At 31.4% G+C, this 18,418-nt stretch carries 12 protein-coding genes and 1 tRNA gene (1 of these 13 running past the window's edge); 9 read left to right on the forward strand and 4 right to left on the reverse strand.

The genetic code is table 11. The features are described from left to right. From H0I28_RS15005 to H0I28_RS15020, 4 genes are all read left to right on the forward strand, one after another. Positions 1-2,306: the 3' portion of a PD-(D/E)XK nuclease family protein gene (locus H0I28_RS15005; RefSeq protein WP_218759597.1), read on the forward strand. It extends 433 nt beyond the left edge of the window; 2,306 of the gene's 2,739 nt are visible here — the last part of the coding sequence; its start codon lies beyond the left edge, outside the window; the stop codon is at positions 2,304-2,306. Between the two features lie 125 nt (positions 2,307-2,431). Further along, on the forward strand, positions 2,432-3,766 hold the full coding sequence (locus H0I28_RS15010) for an MATE family efflux transporter (protein WP_218759598.1): 1,335 nt from the start codon (positions 2,432-2,434) through the stop codon (positions 3,764-3,766). 147 nt (positions 3,767-3,913) lie between these two features. After that, positions 3,914-4,675, forward strand: coding sequence for an enoyl-CoA hydratase/isomerase family protein (locus H0I28_RS15015; protein ID WP_218759599.1), 762 nt, complete (start codon positions 3,914-3,916; stop codon positions 4,673-4,675). Between the two features lie 29 nt (positions 4,676-4,704). Beyond that, positions 4,705-5,268, forward strand: a complete 564-nt coding sequence (locus H0I28_RS15020) for an MOSC domain-containing protein (protein WP_218759600.1) — start codon at positions 4,705-4,707, stop codon at positions 5,266-5,268. A 3-nt stretch (positions 5,269-5,271) separates the two neighbouring features. On the opposite strand, the gene H0I28_RS15025 is transcribed toward H0I28_RS15020, so the two are convergent. Then, the gene (locus tag H0I28_RS15025; protein ID WP_218759601.1) at positions 5,272-6,414 is read right to left on the reverse strand and encodes a DNA polymerase III subunit delta'; all 1,143 of its coding nucleotides are present in this window, start codon (positions 6,412-6,414) and stop codon (positions 5,272-5,274) included. A 178-nt stretch (positions 6,415-6,592) separates the two neighbouring features. On the opposite strand from H0I28_RS15025, the gene pgk reads away from it, so the two are divergent. Further along, on the forward strand, positions 6,593-7,780 hold the full coding sequence (gene pgk, locus H0I28_RS15030) for a phosphoglycerate kinase (protein WP_218732248.1): 1,188 nt from the start codon (positions 6,593-6,595) through the stop codon (positions 7,778-7,780). Positions 7,781-7,989: 209 nt separating this feature from the next. Continuing rightward, entirely contained in the window at positions 7,990-9,030 is a 1,041-nt protein-coding gene (locus H0I28_RS15035; protein WP_218759602.1) for an aldo/keto reductase, read from the forward strand. Positions 9,031-9,171: 141 nt separating this feature from the next. Here the strand turns inward: H0I28_RS15035 and H0I28_RS15040 are convergent, their stop codons facing one another. From H0I28_RS15040 to H0I28_RS15050, 3 genes are all read right to left on the reverse strand, one after another. Next, a complete protein-coding gene (locus tag H0I28_RS15040; protein WP_218759603.1) occupies positions 9,172-9,474 on the reverse strand; it encodes a DUF6370 family protein in 303 nt (100 codons plus the stop codon). A 70-nt stretch (positions 9,475-9,544) separates the two neighbouring features. After that, entirely contained in the window at positions 9,545-11,230 is a 1,686-nt protein-coding gene (locus H0I28_RS15045; RefSeq protein ID WP_218759604.1) for a glutamine--tRNA ligase/YqeY domain fusion protein, read from the reverse strand. 302 nt (positions 11,231-11,532) lie between these two features. After that, positions 11,533-11,757, reverse strand: coding sequence for a hypothetical protein (locus H0I28_RS15050; RefSeq protein WP_218759605.1), 225 nt, complete (start codon positions 11,755-11,757; stop codon positions 11,533-11,535). Between the two features lie 211 nt (positions 11,758-11,968). Here H0I28_RS15050 and folB point away from each other — a divergent pair, with 211 nt between their 5' ends. The 3 genes from folB to H0I28_RS15065 all read left to right on the forward strand — a co-directional run bounded on the left by folB (position 11,969) and on the right by H0I28_RS15065 (position 18,336). Then, complete coding sequence (gene folB, locus H0I28_RS15055; RefSeq protein WP_218759606.1) at positions 11,969-12,325, forward strand: dihydroneopterin aldolase; 357 nt, start codon at positions 11,969-11,971, stop codon at positions 12,323-12,325. Between the two features lie 151 nt (positions 12,326-12,476). Beyond that, positions 12,477-12,550: transfer RNA gene (locus H0I28_RS15060), tRNA-Cys, on the forward strand. Between the two features lie 245 nt (positions 12,551-12,795). Further along, positions 12,796-18,336: an alpha-2-macroglobulin gene (locus H0I28_RS15065; RefSeq protein WP_218759607.1), complete on the forward strand. Its 5,541-nt coding sequence runs from the start codon at positions 12,796-12,798 to the stop codon at positions 18,334-18,336. Positions 18,337-18,418: the final 82 nt, after the last annotated feature.

Consider the following 18,418-nt stretch of genomic DNA (forward strand, 5'->3'; position numbering starts at 1 on the left):
ATTATTTGTTTCTAGAAAAACTTAACACGTACTACAATGCATTTTATCAGTTTTTAAAAGAAAATAATATAGGGTATCAAGGTTTAATTTATAGAGAATCTTGTAAGAAAATAGATTGCTTTTTAAAAGATAACGTAAATAAAAAGTTCTTTTTTATTGGTTTTAATGCTTTAAATGCTGCAGAGGAATTGTTATTTCAGAAAGTTTTAGAAGGTGGAAACTCAGAAATTTATTGGGATATTGATGAAGCTTTTTTTAAATCGAATCATCAAGCAGGGAAATTTATTAGAAGGTATAAGAAGGAGTGGAGATATTATGAGAAAAATGACATAAAATCTTTAGGAGAAACCTTTTCTGGGCCTAAAAATATTGAAGTTATTGGTGCTTCTAAAAATACCACTCAAATTAAATATGCAGGTGAGATTTTAGAGAAAATTACAGATTTTAAAAATACGGCTTTGGTATTAGCAGATGAAACATTGTTGCCAATTACTTTAAACTCTTTGCCTAAAAACATCAATGCTATTAACATTACCATGGGATATCCGTTAAAAGATGTGCCTACAACAAACTTGCTATTTTCTATATTTCAACTATTTATTTCTCAAGATAAATTGCAGAAATCTATTGTGAATGAGTTTTATTATAAAGATGTAATTCGGTTTTTAAAGCACCAATCTATTTACAGGTTAATTCCCGAAATAGATGCCTTTTCAGACAATATAGCAAAACATAATCAGACGTTTATCTACCAGAATGATATTCATAAATTATTAGAAAATTCAGAAGTAGTATTAAAAGAAGTGTTGGTTTCAATATTTAGTACTTACGCTTCCGTAGATGAATTTATAGACAGAATTTTAAACTTAATAAACTACCTAAAAGAAGATGTTAGCGATTTAGAAAAAGAATATTTATTTCGATTTTACACCACATTTACGCAGTTAAAAACATTGCAAAATGAGTTTAAATATTTTCCAGATTTAAAAACATTAGCACTGTTTTTTAGACAATTAATTTCTTCGGAAAGTTTATCATTTCAAGGAGAACCATTAAGAGGTTTGCAGTTAATGGGAATGTTAGAAACCCGTGTTTTAGATTTCGAAAACATCATTTTAGTTTCTACAAACGAAGGAGTTTTACCAGCTAGTAGTCAGCAAAATTCTTTTATTCCTTTTGATGTTAAAGTAGAGTTTGGCCTGCCAACCTATAGAGAAAAAGATGCTATTTTCTCATATCACTTTTTTAGATTAATGCAAAGAGCAAAAAACGTTTTTATCATTTATAATACAGAACACGACGTTTTAGGAAGTGGAGAAAAAAGTAGATTTGTTACGCAATTAGAAATGATGCGAACAGATGTAATTCAAAAAACGGTTGCTCCAAAAGTAGTGAATCAAAAAGTGGAATTGAAAGAAATTAAAAAGGATGAAACTGTTTTAGAAAAGCTGCAAGAATTGGCTGAAAAAGGAATTTCTCCATCCGCATTAACCAATTATTTATACAATCCGATTTCGTTTTATAAACAAAAAATAATAAAACTTAAAGAGTTTGAAGATGTAGAAGAAACTGTTGCCTATAATACATTAGGTACTGTTGTTCACGAAACTTTGGATGAATTGTATACGCCATTTATAGGTAAGTTTTTACAAGCGGAAGACATCGATTCAATGAACAAGAAGTCGAAAGATTTAGTGGTTAAGCATTTTAAAGAAGCTTTTAAAAACGGCGATATTTCTACAGGTAGAAATCGTTTAATTTTTGAAGTAGCCAACCGATTTGTCAATAATTTCTTAGCACAAGAAAAAGAATTATTAAAAGATAAAAACAATCAATTAAAGATTCTTGCAACTGAAGAAAACTTATCCGCAGAAATAGAAATTGAAGGAATCGATTTTCCTATTAAAATTCACGGTCAAGTAGATCGAGTTGATGAGCTCAATGGTGTTTTGCGCATTATTGATTATAAAACGGGCATGGTTAGTAGCTCCGATTTACGCGTGGTAGAATTCGAAAAACTAAGAGAAAAAGAGCAACACAAAGCCATTCAGGTACTACTATATGCTTATTTGTACACTAAAAGTAAAAACTACGATTTTAAGAAACCTTTAGAAGGTGGTATTTATTCTTTTAAGAACTTAAATAGTGGTTTTTTATCCATTAATTTTTCATCGAACTATAGAAAGCCAGATGTAGAAATCACCGAAGATAAATTAGAAGAATTTATTGTTGAGATAAAAGCATATATTAAAGAGATGTATACCTTAGATATAGATTTTATTGAACCCGCAGATTTAAAATATTAAAATAATTTTTTGCGCGTTACCACAAGGGTCAGGCTTTCCGTTACAAGTTCTAGTTCGTGCCTCACTGTGGGCTTTTCACTGCAATCCTTAACGCAAATGTAATTACCTTTGTAAAAAATAATTTTTTGAGCACAACTATTACTTTAAAGAAGATTAATAAGTTAGCAATTCCTGCTTTAATTGCAGGTATAGCAGAACCATTATTATCTATTACAGACACAGCCATTATTGGTAACATCTCTGAAAATGCAACAGAAAGTTTGGCCGCTGTTGGAATTGTAGGCGCATTCATTTCTATGTTAATTTGGGTTTTCGGACAAATCAGAAGTGCCATTTCCTCTATTCTTTCACAATATGTTGGCGCCAACAAATTAGATGAAGTAAAAGGATTACCAGCGCAAGCAATTGCCATTGTAGTTTTTGGAAGTTTAATTATATTGGCAATTTCATATCCGTTTGCAAAACAAATTTTTGAATTTTATAATGCATCCGGAACTGTTTTAGAGTATTGTGTTACCTATTTTAAAATACGAATATTCGGATTCCCATTTTCACTTTTTGTATTTGCTGTATTTGGTGTTTTTAGAGGTTTACAAAACACTTATTATCCAATGATTATTGCAATTATAGGGGCTTTGTTAAATGTTTTTTTAGACATTATTCTAGTATACGGAATTGAAGGCTATATACCAGCTATGAATATAGAAGGTGCTGCATATGCAAGTATTATCGCTCAAATTACAATGGCTATTATTGCCTTAGTTATGTTGCTAAAAAAAACGTCTATATCCTTAAGAATTAGTTTGCCTTTTCATAATGAAGTGCCGCGTTTGTTAGGAATGATAGGAAATCTTTTTGTAAGAACTATTGCCTTAAATACCGCTTTATACTTTGCTACTTCATATGCCACAGATTATGGTAAAGAATACATTGCTGCCTATACAATTGGTATTAATATTTGGTTGTTAGGTGCTTTTATGGTAGATGGGTATGCTAGTGCAGGAAATATATTATCTGGAAAATTTTTAGGAGCAAAAGATTATACTTCTTTAGTAGAACTAAGTAATAAACTTTTAAAATATGGTTTGGCAATAGGGGTGCTTATTGGTCTGATTGGTTTTATTTTTTACAATTTCATCGGACAAATTTTTACGAAAGAACCTGCTGTTTTAGAACAGTTTTACAATGTTTTTTGGATTGTTTTATTAATGCAACCTATAAATGCCATCACTTTTATTTTTGATGGAATGTTTAAAGGAATGGGAGAAATGAAATATTTAAGAAACCTCTTACTTCTTTCTACTGCATTGGTTTTTATACCCACATTATTGATTTTTGATTATTTTGATTTAAAATTAATTGCAATTTGGATTGCCTTTACACTTTGGATGATTGCAAGAGGATTGCCATTAATTATTAGGTTTAGATCTAAGTTTATACCATTAGTAATCAACGAATAATTTTTATGTGTCATTCCGAAATGAGCTTTTTGGCGATTGAAGAATCTCTTTTTAAATTTCTTTGATTGAACTTCTGAATACTAAAAAGTCTCATTTTGAAAAGACATTCAAAATAAAATCCACTATTTTTACAAAAAGATACATTTTATGAGCACTACAAGACAAAACGGAAGTTTATTTACGAGTATTCAAAATAAAATTGCAACTATAGAATTTGGACATCCTGCGAGCAATTCTTTCCCGAGTGAATTATTAGGGAGGTTAAGTAAAGAATTACTTTTAGTAGGAAATAATAAAGACGTTTCTGTTATTATTTTAAAGTCTGAAGGCGAAAAAGCTTTTTGTGCTGGTGCTTCTTTTGATGAGTTAGTCGCTATTTCTAATTTAGAAGAAGGTAAACAATTCTTTTCTGGTTTTGCAAACGTAATAAATGCCATGAGAACTTGTGGTAAATTAATTATTGGGAGTGTTCAAGGAAAAACTGTTGGTGGTGGAGTTGGTTTAGCTGCTGCTTGCGATTATGTCTTGGCAACTGAAAGTGCATCCATAAAATTATCTGAATTTACCATAGGAATTGGCCCTTTTGTAATTGAACCTGCTGTAACACGTAAAATTGGTGTTGCAGGAACGGCTGAATTAACATTAGATGCAACCAATTGGAAAAATGCGTATTGGGCAAAAGAAAAAGGCTTGTATGCTAGGGTTTTTGAATCTCAAAAAGAATTAGAGAAAGAAGTAGAATTGTTATCAGAAAAATTGGCTTCCTACAATCCTGTAGCTTTATCAGAAATGAAGAAAGCACTGTGGCAAGGAACTGAAAATTGGACTGATTTATTAGCCGAAAGAGCTGCTGTTTCTGGTGAATTGGTTTTATCTGAATTTACAAAAAGAGCATTAGAGAAATTTTAAAAATAATCTATAAGATTTTATATTTAAGAATGAAAATCATTTCAACAAATATTGGGGAACGAAAAGAAATAGACTATAAAGGTACCTTGGTTACTACGGGAATTTTTAAATACTCTATAGATAAACCTATCTTTTTAGATATCGAAGATGTAAAAGGAGATGCTATTTGCGATAGAGAAAATCATGGTGGAGTTTTGCAAGCAGTTTACGGATATTCTCTAAAACATTATGAATCTTGGAATGCTGTTTTTCCGAAAGTAGATTTTGAAATGGGAATCTTCGGAGAAAACTTAACGATTGATGATTTAGATGAAACTAAAATACATCAAGGTGATACTTTTAAAGTAGGTGAAACTATTTTAGAAGCAACTGTACAAAGAGATCCTTGTTATAAGTTAGGAGTTCGTTTTAACAATATGAGCATTGTAAAGAAGTTTTGGAAAACTACTTTTTGTGGTGTTTATTTTAAAGTTCTACAAACAGGTTTTGTAAAGGCTGGTGATGAATTTATAAAAATAAAAAGTTGTCCAGAAAATCCAACTATTGCAGATTTGTTTGTTGCAAAAAGAATTTTAAACGGAATTAGTGAATAGCTTCTAAACCGTTCCTTCTTTTTTATGTAAAAAACGAGTCAATTTCATGGATAAATCTAACAGAATAATCTTTGGATTTCCATTTCTTTCTATGTGGTACATTGCATCATTTAGTTCTTTTTCGATGTCTAAAATATTGCCAGAATGAACAAAAGGTGCAAATTTAGAAAGATTGAATCCAGTTTTAGATTCCATAAAAACTAAGTTTTCAGATTTATAATTCAGCAACATTGCTTGTCTAAAAAATTGTAAACAATAGTCTAAAAAACGTTTTTGAGTTTCACGTCCAGTTTTGGCAATTGTGTCAGACCATTCAATTAATTGTTGCACAACAGAGGCGTTTCCTTTTGCTTTAAAAGCAGTTCTAATCCAAGCAATAAACCATTCTTCAAAAACAAGATCGCTAGAATCGTTTTGTAATAATTGCAATGCTTTGTTGAAATTTCCTTCTGCTTGATGGGCAATTTTAGTTGCATTATTTTCTGAAACTTGATGCTTTTCAACTAGCGCATTAGAAATATCTTGCTCACTTAAAACAGGGAAATGTAAAGCCTGACAACGAGATTTTATGGTATTTATAATCTGACCTTCATTTTCTGTAATTAAAATAAAGACCGTTTTTTCTGGTGGCTCTTCAATTAATTTTAGCAATTTATTGGCGGCAGCAATATTCATTTTTTCTGCCATCCAAATAATCATCACTTTAAAGCCACCTTCGTAACTTTTAAGACGAAGTTTTTTTACCACTTCTTCTGCTTCATCAACTCCAATAATTCCTTGTTTGTTTTCTACACCAATATGTTGCAGCCAATTAAATAAACTTCCGTAAGGTTGGGTTTCTATAAAACTTCTCCAATCTTCTAAAAACAAACTACTAACAGGATGTTTTTTTACGTTATCATTGGAAGTAACCGGGTAGGTGAAATGCAAATCTGGGTGCTGTAATTTGTCGCATTTTAAGTTGCAGACATCAACGTTATCAGAAAAATTACACAATAAAAACTGTGCGTACGCAATTGCCATTGGCAAAGTTCCGCTACCTTCTTTCCCTACAAATAATTGAGCATGTGGTATTCTGCCGTTTTCAGCAGATACTTTTAAGTGTTTTTTAATGTGTTCTTGTCCGATAATTTGGTTGAAAAGCATGGGCAAATATAAAATTTGTTTGGCATTAATCCATTAATTTTAGAAGGCAATCTTTTTAAAGATTAAATATTTGAAAAGCACAGTATTTGGCTTCGCAAACGTTGTATTAAATTTAAGGTTTAACATTTCTAAAAGTTTAAATAATTCGGTATTTTTGTTGAAAATACATTAATAAAAGATGAAAACATTAAAAGATTTTAATTTCAAGAATAAGAAGGCGTTAATTCGTGTAGATTTTAACGTGCCTTTAAATGATAAATTTGAAGTAACAGATGCTACTAGAATTCAAGCTGCAAAATCTACGATTATAGATATTTTAGAGCAAGAAGGAAGCTGTATTTTAATGTCACATTTAGGGCGTCCAAAAGGATTTCAAGATGAATTTTCTTTAGGTCACATTGTAGAAAAAGCTACTGAAATTTTAGGAGTTAAAGTAAAGTTTGTTGCAGACTGTATTGGAGATAAAGTAGAAGAAGCTGTTGCAAATTTACAATCTGGAGAAATCTTGTTATTAGAAAACTTACGTTTCTACGAAGAAGAGAAAAAAGGAGATGTTGCTTTTGCAGAAAAATTATCTAAATTAGGTGATGTTTATGTAAACGATGCTTTTGGTACTGCACACAGAGCACATGCATCAACAACAATTATTGCACAATTTTTTCCAGAAAGCAAATGTTTTGGAAACTTATTAGCAAGAGAAATAGAAAGTATAGATAAAGTATTAAACAATTCTGAAAAACCAGTTTTAGCAATTTTAGGTGGTGCAAAAGTATCTTCTAAAATTACTGTTATTGAAAATATTTTAGACAAAGTAGATCACTTAATTATTGGTGGTGGAATGAGTTTTACTTTTATTAAAGCACAAGGAGGAAAGATTGGAAACTCTATCTGTGAAGATGATAAAATGGAATTAGCTTTAGATATTCTAAAGCAAGCAAAAGAAAAAGGAGTAGAAGTTCATATACCTGTAGATGTTATTGCTGCTGATGATTTTTCTAACGATGCAAATACACAAACTTTAGATATTGATGCAATTCCTGATGGTTGGGAAGGAGTAGATGCTGGACCAAAATCTAGAGAGATTTTTGATACAGTTGTAAATAAGTGTAAAACTATTTTATGGAACGGACCTTTAGGTGTTTTTGAAATGGAATCTTTTGCAGGCGGAACAATTGCATTAGGTCATTCTATTGACAAAGCAACCAAAAACGGAGCGTTTTCTTTAGTTGGTGGAGGAGACTCTGTTGCTGCTGTTAAACAATTTGGTTTTGCAGATAAAGTAAGTTATGTTTCTACTGGTGGTGGAGCAATGTTAGAAATGTTAGAAGGTAAAACATTACCAGGAATTGAGGCTATCTTAAAATAATGGTTTAATAGATAATTCTATTTTTAATTAACATTTAAGATATCAAACTGAGCTTGTCTAAGTTTCGTATTAAAATATAAATTTATTAATAAGCGTGTAATTGTAAAATTACACGCTTATTGTTTTATATAAGAATATATTATAATTTCGCAGTAAGTTTTTGTACAGTTACACGATTAAATATTTACACAATTACACTTCATTTATATATGAAATACACAAAATTACCAAATACAGATATTAAAGTTTCTAAGATTTGTTTAGGAACCATGACTTGGGGGAAACAAAACACGCAACAAGAAGGTTTTGAACAAATGGATTATGCTTTAGAGCAAGGTGTAAACTTTTTTGATACCGCAGAACTATATGCTGTTCCTGCAACTCCAGAAACGTATGGAACCACAGAAACTATTATTGGAAACTGGTTTAAAAAAACAGGAAACAGAGATAAAGTTGTTTTAGCAAGTAAAATTGCAGGTCCTGGTCCATATACGGCACATATTAGAAAAAACGGATTGGCTAAAGAAGCAATTATTGAGGCCGTAGAAGGTAGTCTTAAAAGACTGCAAACAGAGTATATAGATTTATATCAGTTGCATTGGCCAGAAAGAGGGGTTAATTGTTTTGGTACGAGAGATTATCCTTATAAAACATCAAATGAAGAGGCAGAAAATCATGTAGAGATTTTAGAAACTTTAGATGCCTTAATAAAACAAGGAAAAATAAGACAAATTGGTTTGTCTAATGAAACTCCTTGGGGAACCATGCAGTATTTACAAGCTGCTAAGGAATTGAATTTACCAAGAATGGCAACGATTCAGAATTCATATTCATTAATACATAGAAGTTATGAATACGGAATGTCTGAAGTGTCTATGAGAGAAAATATAGGTTTATTAGCCTATTCTCCTTTGGCACAAGGTGTATTAACTGGTAAATATTTAAGAGGACAAAAACCTGCAGATGCAAGAGGAATTATATATCCTAATTATATTACTCGATATCAAACAGGTGCTTCTGAGCAAGCAGTTTTAAAGTATGAAGAGATTGCGTTAAAAAACAAATTGAGTTTAACGGAGTTGTCTTTGGCTTATATAAATCAATTGCCATTTGTAACGGGTAATATTATTGGTGCATCTAAAATGAGTCAGTTAAAAGAAAATATTGGAAGTATAAATATTGATTTATCAGAAGAAATTTTAACTGAAATTGAAGCAGTTCACAAATTAATACCGAATCCTGCACCATAAACAAGTTTGCAGTTTATCAGTATACAGTTTATAGTATAAAAAAATCCGATGAAAATTATTTCATCGGATTTTTTATTTATTGTCATTCCTGCGAAAGCAGAAATCTGTTTTTACGTCTTAATTCTAAATATCTTGGTTCTTTTACTCAACCAGTTTAATATCACTTGCAAAAAAGCGTCCATTTTCTACAACACCAGTAATTTCTGCTTTTCTAATTGCGTTACAGAAGCCAATGTTTTCGTCATGCGCATCACCAAAATCATCAATGCCAAAACCATCAACAAAATAGGCTTTATCATCAAATCTAACGGCTAAACTACAACCTGCTTCAGAATCTAAATTAAGCTGACATTGACCACAAGAAATTTCTGCAACATGTTTCACTTCCTTCTTGCTGGTGCAAGAAGCGAATATTAATAAACTTAAAACAATTAATTTTTTCATCATTATAAATTTTAAATGAACATTCTATTTTAAAACACAACAGTGATAGCTGCTACTGAATACTGCCTACTTATTTCCCTCCCCAAGAATCTCTCAATCCAACAATTTTATTAAAAATTAAATTGTCTTTGGTTGTGTCATTATCAACATTAAAATATCCCATTCGCTGAAACTGGAAACGTTCTCCAATGGTAGCCGTTTTTAAACTAGGTTCTACAAAAGCAGTAATTACTTCTAAAGAATTTGGGTTAATAAACTCCATAAAATCTTTGTCTTTATGGCTATCTGGCGCTTCATCTAAAAATAATCTGTCATAGGCTCTTACTTCTACTTTTGCAGCATGTTTTACAGAAACCCAATGCAAAGTACCTTTTACTTTACGTTTGCTTTCTTCGGTATCCATTCCAGATTTTGTTAACGGATCATAGGTACATTGTATTTCAGTAATATTTCCATCAGCATCTTTAGTACAACTAGTCGCTGTAATAAAATAAGCATTTTTTAAACGGACCTCTTTCCCTAATTTTAAACGGAAGAATTTTTTATTTGCTTCCTCTCTAAAATCTTCACGTTCTATATAAATCTCTCTAGAAAAAGGAACCTCTCTGCTACCAAAACCATCTTCATAGTCGTTATAGTTGGCGTCTAACATTTCTTCTTTTCCTTCAGGATAATTTGTAATTACCACTTTAACAGGATCTAAAACTCCCATAACTCTCTTGGCAGTTTTATTTAAATCCTCACGAATTTTAAACTCTAAAAGAGCTACGTCAATTACGTTTTCACGTTTAGAAACACCAACAGTCTCAATAAAACTTTTTATAGATTCCGGAGTATAACCACGTCTTCTTAAACCAGAAATTGTAGGCATTCTAGGGTCGTCCCAACCAGCAACAATTCCTTGTTCAACCAAAGTTAACAATTTACGTTTACTCATTATGGTATAACTCAAATTTAAACGAGAAAACTCACGTTGTTTTGGCGGATTTGGGAATTCAGATTTGCTAAAATCGTACACATTATCTCTAAACCAATTGTACAATTCTCTGTGAGGTTTAAACTCTAAAGAACACAAAGAATGCGAAATTTGCTCAATATAATCACTCTCACCATGCGTCCAATCGTACATTGGGTAAATGCACCAGTCAGAACCAGTCCTATGGTGATCTTTGTACATAATTCTATACATTAAAGGATCACGCATTAACATATTTGGGTTTTCCATGTCAATTTTTGCACGCAAAGTATGTTCACCTTCCTTAAATTTTCCATCCTTCATTCCTTGGAACAATTCCAAGTTTTCTTCAACAGAACGATTTCTAAAAGGACTATTAGTCCCAACCTGAGTTGGTGTACCTTTTTGCGCTCTCATATCTTCCGAAGATTGAGAATCTACATATGCTTTTCCATCTTTTATCAACAAAACTGCCCAATCGAACAATTGCTGAAAATAGTCTGATGAATAACACTCATTTGCCCAAGAATAGCCCAACCAAGAAATATCTTTCTTAATTGCATCTACATATTCTTGCTCTTCTTTTGCTGGATTTGTATCATCAAAACGCAAATTTACAGGTGCATTATAAGTCTCACCCAAACCGAAACTAATTCCGATTGCTTTTGTGTGACCAATATGTAAATACCCATTTGGTTCTGGCGGAAAACGAAAACGTAAATTTTCTTTTGGCATTCCGTTTGTTAAATCCTCTTCAATAATATGCTCTAAAAAATTGAGCGATTTTTTCTCTTCAGACATCTGTTTCGGTACAAAATTAAGCTCCAAAATTACGTAAAATAACTCATTTTTCAGATCTTTTTTTGGGTGTTTCCCTGTGGGTCGTGCTTTACACTGTAGTTTTTTATAGTTTTAGAAAAAAAACTATAAAAAAGCTGCCGTTTCAATCACTAACACGGGCGTTTTTATTTATTAAAGTTTTCTAAAATATACTTTTAGGTTTTTTATCAATTTAAAAATTGTGGAAAATGGATTTACTTTATAAGAAAAAAGGCCTATAAATAATATTTATTCATAAGCCTTATTTCGATAATTTCATTTTTCTATTCTTTTAATTGAGATTTAATTGAGAAAATTAATTGTCCAAGAGCAGATATAGCATAATCTTCTACTTGAGGAGTTGGGTGATCGATAGGATAAATAGATAATAAAGAAGACAAGTTTTTGAACTCCATTGAATTTGGTTCTAGTTCACGTTTAAAAATATGTGCAGCGTCAAATTTTTCTTCTCTTAAGCAGCTTTTAAAGTACTGATATTGTTTTTCCATTTTTTTAAATTTTATAATGAATAACAATGGTAGGTTAAAAAAAAGCGGCATTTTAATCTGAATCATTTTATTCTTAAAAAGTTAATAAGTTAAATTGTTTTGTTAATAAATGTGAGAAGAAGTGTCGTAACATAAAAGTATTATAATTTTTTCAGAAATCAGTTTACAACTTTTTTTTTGTCGTATTTTTACAGCACTCAAAATGTTTTTAATGGGAATAATACAAGTAAACAACATTAAACTCTATGCTTTTCATGGATGTTTAGACGAAGAAGCAAAAATAGGATCTGAATACAGCGTTGATATAGAGATTAAGGCGAATTTAAAAAAATCATCTAGAACAGATGAATTGGCTGATACGGTAGATTATGTGCACTTAAACCTTATTGTAAAAGAAGAAATGGCTATTCGTTCTAAATTGTTAGAAGAAGTGGCGCAGAGAATCTTAGATAGAATATTTAAAGAAATTTCTAGAGTAAAAAAAGCAAAGGTTTCTGTAGCTAAGATTAATCCACCAATTGGTGGAAACGTAGAAGAAGTAGTAATTATTCTTACAGAAAAAAGATGAATTTTACGCAGATAAAAAGAGGGTAATTTGTTTTAAAATCTTAAAATTTATTTGTTTTGAGTATTAATTAAAAAAAATGCTTGTAATCTTTGTAAAATTGCGTAAATTTGCAATCCTTAAAAATAGATTTACATCTTGTTTTAAGATAAAAGGTGTCTTGGCCGAGTGGCTAGGCAATGGTTTGCAAAACCATGTACAGCGGTTCGAATCCGCTAGACACCTCCAAAAACCCCAGTCATTCCGATTGGGGTTTTTTTATTTGGAATTTTTGCTTGAATATATAGTCTTTGGGATTTATGTAAAAATCTTGACTAAGGTTTTAGTAATAAAAAGCTCTTATCCTTAAAAGAAGAAAAGAGTTAATAACCATTTTTCACGAATACTAAATAAACCATAGCGAATACTAAATAGTCTTACTTAAGCTCAAAGGGAATCCTTATTTTTGAGCTGTGTTTATAAATACAATTACTATGAAAAAGAAAAATCTACTTTTAACAATCTCAATCTTTTTACTTATCCTTTCTTGTAAGAAAGAAGAAGTTAAAACAGATAACATTTTTAAGTTTAAAGAATATATAAGTTACACTACTTCTGGAGTGGTTTCTGTAGCAAATAATATAGAAATAAACCTTGCCAAAGAAGTAGAAGGATGGGAGGTAAATAAAGAAATTTCAACTGAAATTATTTCTGTGAAACCGCATGTAAGTGGTACCGTTAAAACAGTAAATAAACATGCTTTTGTTTTTATACCAGATGAAATCTTAGACGCAGATACAGAATATAGTGTTTCTGTAAATTTAGAAGAAATTTATAAAGACACGCCTCAAGACTTCGAAACTTATACTTTTCAGTTTAAAACAATTGCGCCAAATTTTAATATTCAGACAAATAATTTACAATCCTACTCTAAAGAATTTCAATATTTAGAAGGTGTTGTAAAATCTGCAGATATTATTTTATTAGAAAATGCTAAAAAATTAATAAGTGCTTCTCAAAATGGAACATCAAAAAACATCGTTTGGAATGAATCCTACAAAAACGGAAAGGTTTTCGAATTTAAAGTTGATAGTATTCAGCGTTTTGTAGAAGACTCTCAATTAGCCATTTCTTGGGATGGAAAAGCAATAAATGCTGAATCTAAAGGTGAAAATGAAGTTCTAATTCCTGGTAAAAATAATTTTAAAGTACTTAGTTTAAAAGTTAACAATACATCCGAGCAGTATATTTCCATTAATTTTTCTGATCAACTTAAAAAACAACAAAATTTTGACGGCTTGGTAACCATTCAAAATGAAAAAAATCCACGTTTTATTGTCAACGGGAATGAGTTAAAAGTGTTTTCAGAAAATAAGTTTCAAGGCGATGTTTTAGTTTCTGTTTTTCAGGGAATTAAAAACTCTTATGATTATAAATTGAAAGAATTTTTTAAGGAAACCATCACTTTCGAGCAAAAGAAACCAGCAATAAGAGCGATAAGTAGCGGAGCTATTTTACCAAATTCTAAAGATTTAAAATTCAACTTTGAAGCTATTAACGTAAAAGAAGTAGATGTTAGAATTATAAAAATTTACGAAGATAATGTGCTTCAGTTTTTGCAAGAAAACAGTATGAATAGTGATAATGAATACCAAATTAAACGAGTTGGTAGGCGTGTTGCTAAGCAAACCATTACCTTAATTGACGGCAAGACAATTAATACTCAAAAATGGAAGGCGTATAGTGTAGATTTGGCTAAATTAATAGATGCTGAACCTGGTGCTATTTATAGAGTAGAGTTGAGTTTTAATAAAAATCAGGCACTTTATGATTGTTCAGGAAATCAAAGTGTAAATTCTGATTTCGAAGAGGAAACGTATGATGAATTAAGTAAAATAGAAGACGAAGAAGCGAGAGAAGAATTGTATTGGGATAATAAATTATACGATTATAAAGACCGTAATTATAATTGGCAAGAAAGAGACAACCCTTGTTCAGATTCTTTTTATTACTATAAAGAAGTAACTCAAAATTTATTAGCCTCAAACTTAGGGATTATCGCAAAAAAAGGAGAAAATAACTCTTATTTCTTTGCCGTAACAGATATTTTAAGCACAAAACCTCAGGCTGGAGCAACTATTAAATTATTTAATTTTCAGCAACAAGAAATTGTAACCACCAAAACAGATTCAGAAGGATTTGCTAATATAGAAACCTCTAAAACAGCGGCTTTTGCAGTTGTTTCTAAAGGGAATAATAAAGGGTACATTAGATTGTTCGACGGGAATTCTTTGTCTTTAAGTAAGTTTGATGTTGCTGGTAGCAAAACAGAAAAAGGCTTAAAAGGATATATTTATGGAGAACGCGGAGTTTGGCGCCCTGGAGACAATGTGTATTTAACGTTTTTACTAAATGATGCAGATAATAAGTTGCCAAAAAATCACCCTGTTAAGCTAGAAGTTACAGACCCTAGTGGAAAATTGGTGTATAAAAAAGTAACTTCAGAAAACGTAAATAACTTTTACAACTTTATATTTTCAACCACTCAAGAAGCAAAAACAGGAAACTACAATGCAAAAATTTCTGTAGGTGGTGCAAAGTTTTACAAGTCACTAAAAATAGAAACGGTAAAACCAAATCGTTTAAAAATTAAGGTCGATTTTGATGATGAAGTTTTAACAGCCAACAAACCTATTAACGGAACTTTAGATGTTAAATGGTTGCATGGAACTCCTGCAAAAAACCTAAAGGCAGAAATTAAAGCAAAAGTTTCTACGGCAAATTATGGTTTTGAAAATTACAAAGACTATGTTTTTACAGATCCATCAAGAGAGTTTTCATCTGAAGAAATAAATATTTTTGATGGAAAATTAGATGAGAATGGATTCGCAAAAATTGATAGTAAACTAGCTATTGGTAAAAATGCTCCCGGAATGTTAAATGTTCAGTTTTTAGTAAGAGCTTTTGAAAACGGAGGAGATTTTTCTATAGATGCTTTCACTAAAAAATATGCGCCATTTACCTCTTTTGTAGGTTTAAAATCGCCAGAAGGAAATAGATATGGTTCTTTCTTTACAGATGAAAGTCAGACTTTTTCTGTGGTTTCGGTTGATGAAAAAGGAAGTCCAGTAAAAAGAGATGAAATAGAGGTTGAAGTTTATAAAATTGAGTGGCGTTGGTGGTGGAGTTCTTCGGATGATAACTTGTCTAGATATACTTCTAGCACGTATAATAAACCATATAAAACTTTAAGAATTAGCACGAACTCTAAAGGAAATGGAAGTTTCAATTTAAATATTCCAGAAAGAGATAGAGGTCGTTTTTTAATAAGAGTGATCGATAAGAAAAGTGGTCACGCAACTGGTAGAACAGCTTATTTCTATAAAAATTGGTGGGAAAATTCTGGTTCTGATAATAAAGAAGCTGCAAAAATGTTAGTGTTTTCTGCGGATAAAGAAAAGTATAATGTTGGTGAAACTGCTAAAATTACATTTCCTTCAGGTAGTGAAGGTCATGCGTTAATTAGTATAGAGAATGGTACAAAAGTATTAGAAACAAAATGGATAAAAACTACAAAAGGGAATACTTCTGTAGAAATTCCTATCAACAAAAATATGGCGCCAAATGTGTTTGTAAACATTTCATTATTACAACCACACCAAGTCTCAGAAAATGATTTACCAATAAGATTATTTGGTGTAATTCCGCTTTTGGTAGAAGATGAAAGCACCAAATTAGAGCCTCAAATTTTGATGCCAGAAGAGTTGCAACCAGAAAAAGAATTTACTGTAAAAGTTTCTGAAAAAAACAACAAAGCCATGACGTACACTTTGGCTGTTGTAGAAGAAGGTCTGTTAGATTTAACACGTTTTAAAACTCCGAATGCGTTTGATGTTTTCTATGCAAGAGAAGGTTTAGGTGTAAAAACTTGGGATATTTTTGATGATGTAATTGGTGCCTATTCGGGTAGTGTAGATCAGGTTTTCGCAATTGGTGGAGATGGAAGTGCTGCTGCTGCAAAAAATAGAAAAGCCAACAGATTTAAACCAGTTGTAAAATTTATTGGTCCGTTTTATCTTAAAAAAGGAAAAACAGCATCACATAAAATTACGTTGCCAAATTATATTGGCTCTGTAAGAACCATGGTAGTTGCGGGTGATGTTACTAATGAAGCTTTTGGAAATGCAGAAAAAGCAGTACCTGTTAAAAAGCCTTTAATGGTGTTGGCTACGTTGCCAAGAAAATTATCGCCAAAGGAAAAAGTTACGTTGCCAATTACCATTTTTGCAATGGATAAAAAAGTGAAAAATGTAACGGTAGAGGTAAAAACATCTAACGGAATTGCAGTGATTGGTCATAAAACTCAAAAACTTAATTTTGAGAAGCCAGATGAAAAAATGGTGTATTTTGAAATGGATGTTTTAAAAGCAAACGGCATCAACACCGTTGAAATTATTGCATCAGGAAACGGAGAGAAAGCAACCTATAAAGTAGAGTTGGATGTTGTAAATCCGAATCCAATTACATCTAAAATAGTAGATGTAACTGTAGAAGGGAATCAAAGTCAAACTATTAATTTTGATACATTTGGAGTTGAAGGATCAAATACCGCAATGTTAGAAATCTCTACCATTCCTCAAATTAACTTTTCAGGAAGATTAGAGTATTTAATTCAGTATCCGCATGGTTGCGTAGAGCAAACTACATCAGGTGTTTTTCCACAATTATTTTTGAATGATATTTTTGATTTAACAGCGGATAAAAAACGTCGGGTTCAGGAAAATATAGAAAACGGAATTAAACGATTAGGTAACTTTCAGCAAGCAAATGGAGGTTTGAGTTATTGGATGGGAGAAAGTGAGACAGATGATTGGGGAACAACATATGCTGGTCATTTTATGTTAGAAGCTGCCAAAAAAGGATTTGTTTTACCGTTAACTTTTAAAAGCAACTTTATTAGTTATCAGAAAAAAGCAGCAAGAAATTGGAGGCCAGATTACAGAAATAATTATACAGATTTAGCACAAGCTTATCGTTTATACACATTGGCTTTAGCTGGTAGTCCAGATTTGTCTGCGATGAACAGAATGCGAGAGTTTAAACAAATTTCTAATGATGCAAAATGGCGTTTGGCTGCAGCGTATGCTTTGGCAGGACAAAAAGAAGCGAGTTTAGAAATTATGAGTACTGCAAACATTAATTTTACTACTTCTAAATACAATTATTATTCTTACGGTTCTGTAGATAGAAACCGAGCAATGGCCTTAGAAACCATGTTAATAACTGATAATAAGGACATAAGAGAGGTGGCGAAATCTATTGCAAAAGAATTGTCTGGTAGTAAATGGATGAGTACACAATCTACTGCATATAGTTTATTAGCAATTGGTAAAATGGTAGTTAAAAACGGAGGGAAAGCTATCAACTTAAAATATACTAATAATGGCAAAAAGGTTGCTGTAGAAACGCAAAGTTCTATGGTGCAAAGAACCGTTCAGGTTAAAAATGGTGCAAACTCCATCACTATAGAAAATGAGAATAACAATGTTGTCTTTGCAAGAATTATCAATTCAGGACAATTGCCATTGGGTGATGAAATTACAGAAAGTAGAGGCTTAAGTGCAACTGTTCAGTATGTAGATTTACAAGGGAAATCCATTGATATCAACAATTTAAAACAAGGTCAGGATTTTGTAGCAAAAATAATTGTGAGCAACCCTAAAAATGAAAATGTAAAAGACATTGCTTTAACGCAAGTTTTTCCTTCTGGATGGGAAATTGTGAACACTCGTTTTACAGATTTTGGAACCACTACAAAAAGTGAAGCTCGTTATACAGATATTAGAGATGACAGCGTTAATTTTTATTTCGACCTAAATGAACGGTCTAAAAAAGCAGAAACAAAAACTTTTACTGTTTTATTGAATGCAGCGTATTTAGGGAATTATTATTTACCAGGAGTTCAGGTGGAAGCGATGTATGACCATGACTATTTGGTAAGAACAAAAGGACGTTGGATTGAAGTGATTAAGTAATACAATCCAAAAAATAAGAGTGTCATTTCGACGATAGGAGAAATCTCATAATGAGAAGAATATAAATATGAGATTTCTCAAT

It is taken from the genome of Polaribacter sp. AHE13PA, from assembly GCF_019278505.1.
GTDB lineage: Bacteria > Bacteroidota > Bacteroidia > Flavobacteriales > Flavobacteriaceae > Polaribacter.